7 protein-coding genes and 1 pseudogene are annotated in these 4,989 nt (G+C 55.9%); all 8 read right to left on the bottom strand.

Translation table 11 applies throughout. The features are described 5' to 3' along the window. Positions 1–311, bottom strand: a pseudogene (locus tag QOL67_RS21875) (hypothetical protein); the annotation flags it as partial. After that, positions 311–2,014, bottom strand: coding sequence for a hypothetical protein (locus QOL67_RS21870; RefSeq protein WP_283428115.1), 1,704 nt, complete (start codon positions 2,012–2,014; stop codon positions 311–313). The gene QOL67_RS21870 and the pseudogene QOL67_RS21875, both read right to left, overlap by 1 nt. A gap of 338 nt (positions 2,015–2,352) precedes the next feature. After that, positions 2,353–2,589, bottom strand: a complete 237-nt coding sequence (locus QOL67_RS21865; RefSeq protein ID WP_283428114.1) for a phage tail assembly chaperone — start codon at positions 2,587–2,589, stop codon at positions 2,353–2,355. A 101-nt stretch (positions 2,590–2,690) separates the two neighbouring features. Then, the gene (locus tag QOL67_RS21860) at positions 2,691–3,092 is read right to left on the bottom strand and encodes a hypothetical protein (protein ID WP_283428113.1); all 402 of its coding nucleotides are present in this window, start codon (positions 3,090–3,092) and stop codon (positions 2,691–2,693) included. Then, complete coding sequence (locus QOL67_RS21855) at positions 3,092–3,550, bottom strand: hypothetical protein (protein WP_283428112.1); 459 nt, start codon at positions 3,548–3,550, stop codon at positions 3,092–3,094. Before QOL67_RS21855 ends, QOL67_RS21860 begins: the two co-directional genes overlap by 1 nt. Positions 3,551–3,577: 27 nt before the next feature. After that, complete coding sequence (locus QOL67_RS21850; protein ID WP_283428111.1) at positions 3,578–3,967, bottom strand: phage tail terminator-like protein; 390 nt, start codon at positions 3,965–3,967, stop codon at positions 3,578–3,580. Continuing rightward, the gene (locus tag QOL67_RS21845) at positions 3,964–4,221 is read right to left on the bottom strand and encodes a hypothetical protein (RefSeq protein ID WP_283428110.1); all 258 of its coding nucleotides are present in this window, start codon (positions 4,219–4,221) and stop codon (positions 3,964–3,966) included. Before QOL67_RS21845 ends, QOL67_RS21850 begins: the two co-directional genes overlap by 4 nt. A gap of 128 nt (positions 4,222–4,349) precedes the next feature. Next, a partial coding sequence (locus tag QOL67_RS21840; protein WP_283428109.1) for a phage minor head protein occupies positions 4,350–4,989 on the bottom strand: 640 nt, incomplete at its 5' end.

Raw genomic sequence — 4,989 nt, 5'->3', positions numbered from 1 at the left:
ACCGTTTTGTCGCCAAGCATGGCCCCATCCGGATCAACTGCACCATACACATGGTAAGGGTCTCCAATGAAGAACGAGCGCCCCGGTTGTCGCAGTAAGTCGATTTTGGAGATGACCTGATCCATGTCCTGAACAGTGTTTGCCGCAATTTGAATCCCACCGTGCCACAAGCGTGGACCGGTCGTGTTTGTCAAAACCTCGCCGCCGCCGGTCTGACTGCTTTCCATATTCTCTCCAAGCGCGAAGGACAGTGACGTAAGGCGGAGACCATCGAAGAAATCTTCCAGAGGAAGAGGAAACGTAAAAGCCATCAACGCCCCCTCGGATCATTGGAGATTTCACTGAAACGATCAGGCAGGGCCTTGTCGTATTCTTGTAGCCCACCCTCAACCACGCTGACGGCCACACTTTGCGCTTCAGAACGTGCAATGGCACCGATCTTCCCGTCATCACGTACGAAGACCTCAACTTCGACCCGACCACCACCGATGAATTGGCCTTTAGTGTGGTCAATCACCGTTTCATTTGGGTGCAAGATCGCAGGGAACCCCCCTTTTCCATCCAAGCCCCCCGATCGAGTCCCAGGACCGGTAAATCCGCCGCCGTCAAAACTATCGATAAACGCGCCAATTAGTCCACCAATGGAGGAACTGCCGCTTCCGCCTCCACCTCCGCCACTCTTTTTCCCACCTCCAAAGATGCTATCGAATACCTCGGCCAATGGACCTTCCCCAAAGAGTGCTGCCTCAAGGGCTGCTCTCTGGATCGCGCGTCCAAGGCTATCCATTGCGCTGCTTCCCTCCATCGCCAAGTCGAGAATGCCCTCTTTCAAGAGCTGGTTAAGTTCATCAAACTCGCCTGCAGCCCCAGTCACGTCCTTGTAGCGCTCATCAAGCTGGTCAATTGCATCGGTGTATTGCTGAGTGGTGATTTCACCGCTCTCATGCATTTTGTTGAGCTCTTCCAGGACGGCTAGGTACTTCTCCATCGAACGGGTGGCGCGAAGCATGGCTTGAGCTTCCCGTTCGGCTTCCGAAGCAATTGAAGTGCTGCCGGTGCCTCGCTTGGTTTTGCGTTTGGGCCGCTCTGGTTTTGGAAAATACGTATCTCGCCAGTAGGTATCTCGCTCGAGTTTCCGGGGATCACCTCCTCGCCCGCCGTCTACTCCCAAGCCAGCGAGTTGATTTGCCGCGGACACTGCGTCCCAAAGCTCCTGCGAAAACACTGCGGCTGCTTCAGCCGCCTCACGAGGTCCGGCTGCAAGATCCATTTCTTTGAAGACAAGCCCGGCTTCTTCCGCATCAAAGATATGCTGAACGAGCTTTAGGGCCTCCTCATTGGTTAGCGAAAATCCGTCCGTGGCCAATTCAATCGCGGCGCGAAGTTCTCCCATTGCAGCGATCCGCTCGTCCGCTCCCTTCGCCGCCTCCACGTTGGCCATCGCGATCGCAACACTGAAGGCATCATTGATCTCAACGTTTTCACCCAACGCTTCACCGATTTGGCGAACGGCACCAACTACGGAAGAGGTTTCTGAAATGATTTGTCTCTGTTCCTCTCGCCACTGCTGCAATTGCATCAGCCGCGCCTGCCCCTCCGCGGTGTACTCTTGCGAGTTCGCCTGCATCTGGTCAGCAATCTGCTGGCTGTAAGATTTAAATAGCTGTTCCGCCGTTGTGTAGAGCACACGAGCACGTTCAAGCTCTTCTTGCGCAACACCCTCAATTAAGTCGCCGCCCAATGCACTAGATGCAGCTACGGACGCCCCCATAAAAGCGCGTTCCGCCACCACTTCGGCTAGCTGCCGTCGAAGACTCAGCATTTCCCGAGCTTGATCGGCCTGTAACCCAAAGTCACCAAGCAGGTTTGAACCTGACAACGAAGCAGACTCTGTTGCACGTTCCAAAGCGCGTATGCTTTGCGAAAGCTCGGCGATCTTGTCGTCGAGCTCTTCAAGATCCTTGGAGGTGCCAAGCGCAGATACTCCGAACTGAAGTAAAGCACCGGCGGCCACACCACCGAGGATGCCTATCGGACCCAGTCCAAGCGCCAGATCCGGCAACTGGATTGCCAGCGCGCCGAGATAGTTCCCGGTCACCGCGCCTTGTTGGGCAACCTGCGACAGCTGCATGGAGGCCATTCGAAGAGAATTTCCATGAGCCTTCATTTGTCGGCCTGCGCGTTCTGCAGCCACCCCGACTTTTTGAACAGACTTCTCGGTCCTGGCTCCCTTTGCCGTAAATTTGTCGAGCTCGACCCCACCTGCTTTGAGGTCCGTGGTATCAACCTTTAAGCCAAGGGTCGCGACATCTAGAGCCATAAGATACCTATTGGGAGGGGGATTGGGAGAAACTAACCCGCCCATGGCGGGATAGAAAATTCGTCTTCGCCAGCCCTAAAACTTTCAAGGTAGGCTTCAGACATTCTTCGGATAATTTTGGCCTCAAAAGGTTCTTTGATTTCACCGGTCAATCGCGCGTAGGCGTCGATTTCTGCCCAGGTTAAAGGCGCGAGACTGAAGCCGATCGATAGCCTTCCGATCTCTTGAAACGCGCTAACCAGATAGCGCCCCGCGTCCACCATCGGCATCTTCGGAGGCTTGCCTGTCTGTCGCTCAATCTGCTCGCGCCGAGTGTGTTTCCAGTTTTTGGGTTTGGAATGGAGCCAGCCAAGGTGGCGGGCACATAGAATTAGCCGCTCGGACGGTTCTTTACAAAGTTCCGGCGGTCCCTCGAAAAAGGGCCAACCTGCCCGCAGATCCACTCCGCATCAGGATGAAGAAAGAGTCTTTTTGCATTTTCTTTGTTGCACTTAAGGGACTTAGTTGAACCTAACCCAATACCTTGCCAATCCATTGTGACTGCAGCGAGAAACTCAGCACCTGCTTCGGCCTCCGAAATCTCCTCGCCCGAAACACGTCGACGTTCCACATCACGCCGTGCCTCTTGCACAGCCTCGCTGTCAGCACCCTTGACCGTGATTGTCACCGGCTTATCGCCATCAAAAAGTTCTTCTCCGGTGGCGGGGTCTTTCAGGTGCAATACCGCACCGCCATCGGCTGCCTTGCGTGGGCTGAGTTTGATAAGGTCCATCAGGTTTCCTCCGTTCCGGTAAAGCGCGCGGAATTGATCGCAATCTTAGCGATATATCCTTTGAAACTCGAAGGCGTTGCCTCACGGCGCACAAAGTCCTGGATGCGCCCATAGAAGAAATGCGCTTCACCATCCGGATCAACTTCCTGAAACGAATAGGTCGTATTCGACCCCGCCCCTGCGCTCAGCGCGGCCTGACCGGCATCCGCTTCGATCGACTTGATCGGAACATCGATCACACCGCCATCTTTGGCGCCATTGAAATGCTCAACCCGACCATCTTCGAGGGTTGGCTCTGAAACGTCGGTAACTGTGTCGCCTCGTTGTGGAAGGCTAAGAACGCCCTTCACTTGCTTCCAGGTAAGTGCGCCATAGCCAGCCTGGTTTTCGGTTTCGGGCTTGCCAGAGGCAACCCTCAGTTTGATGCCCAGATCGATATAGGTGTCTCCATCAGCCATGATTGGCCTCCTTGCTGGTTTGTGACTTTAGGCCGACAACATGGCCTTCATTCGGATGGTGACTGGCACTCGCCATTCACTTCCATCCTGAAACGGTGCGCCGATGGTTGGGCGCAGATGCACAGTCGCGTCAGAGATGCGCGTTCCGATCGAGAAATGGTCGATTACAGACTGTACGATCTTGTCGCTGGGGCCGCTCGATGTACCTGCCTCGGTTACAACCGAAATTTGGAACAGGAAATCAGCGCGGCTGTCGCCCGCTAGAGTGGCCGTAGATTGCGCTACTGGGCCGTGATCAAACTCAACCCGCGGCGTGTCGCTCTTTGCGGCTTGATTGGCCCAAACAGTGGATGGCCGATCGCCAAGACCTTCAAAATGGTCCTTTGCCCCTTGGATGATCGTCGCTTCGTCGCTCATTTGAGCCTCGCTGCGTTTGTGGCCACAAAGAACTGCCACTGTTGAGCTGCGCCACGCACGTAGAAGCGCCCTGCCCGTCCTGCGGCACCGTATTCGACGGGCCGCGCATACTCTGCTGTCCAGCCTCCAAACATCACGTCTCCCACTTTCATGCCTGCGATCGCGAGCATGTAGGCGTTTGGGCCTGTTAAGCTGGTCGATCCGTTCAGGCCGGCCACGAGGCTGTTTCGCAGATGGCCTGTATCCACAGGCATGTTCCCGCCTTTTGAAACTGGCGTTTGAGCGAACTCAAAGAGGTCCTGTGCGGACTGCTTCAGAACAAGCTCAACGTTGCGCTTGGCCTTCTCAGACCAGGCATGAACCTGAGCAGAAAACGATTGCGTCATAGCGCCAGCGACAGCCAGTCAATCCTGGTTGCCGCGTAGCATCGGCAGTTGATTGTCTGCGAACCAGGCGCCCCAAGAGAGCCATCACAAGGGTGCTTGGCTTTGGACCCGTCCGGGAACACAAAAGGCTGCCCAAGAACGACAGTTTGCCCGTCCATCGCCGCGTGATCCTGACGCGTGCGAGCATCACCGGTCGCGTCCCATTGAATAACAACCGCTTGGCGGGGTACTTCGCCACGCTCGACAAGCTGATCAAGGGCTTCCAGGCGGCCGGCATTCATGGCCGCCATGCCTTCGGTGCGTGCCACTGCATCAGCGCGCACCTTTAACAACCGATCGGCATAGCGTCCTGTGATTTTTGCAATGGTGCGCTGGTTGAGCTTGCGCCCTTCCGACATCGCTTTTCGTACCGTTGCATCAAATCGTCGATCCCGACTGGCCCGCTTGAAGTACCCGCCCAACATGCTCGGATCAGAAAGTTCAATGCTCATCCTGCGAACAGCGGCCGCCTGATTGCTGTGTAGCCCGATCAAGCCTCCTAGCCGCTGATTTCCCTGTACTCGCCCCGCAAGATCAAGCGCCGTAGCGCGCGGGTTCCGGCCGGAACGTAAACCGGCCCGAATTGTGTCAGCGACC

The organism is Shimia sagamensis (genome assembly GCF_900182745.1).
GTDB classification, from domain to species: domain Bacteria; phylum Pseudomonadota; class Alphaproteobacteria; order Rhodobacterales; family Rhodobacteraceae; genus Shimia; species Shimia sagamensis.
The sequence above is the reverse complement of the archived record's forward strand: the minus strand, read 5'-3'. Positions and strand labels throughout refer to the sequence as shown.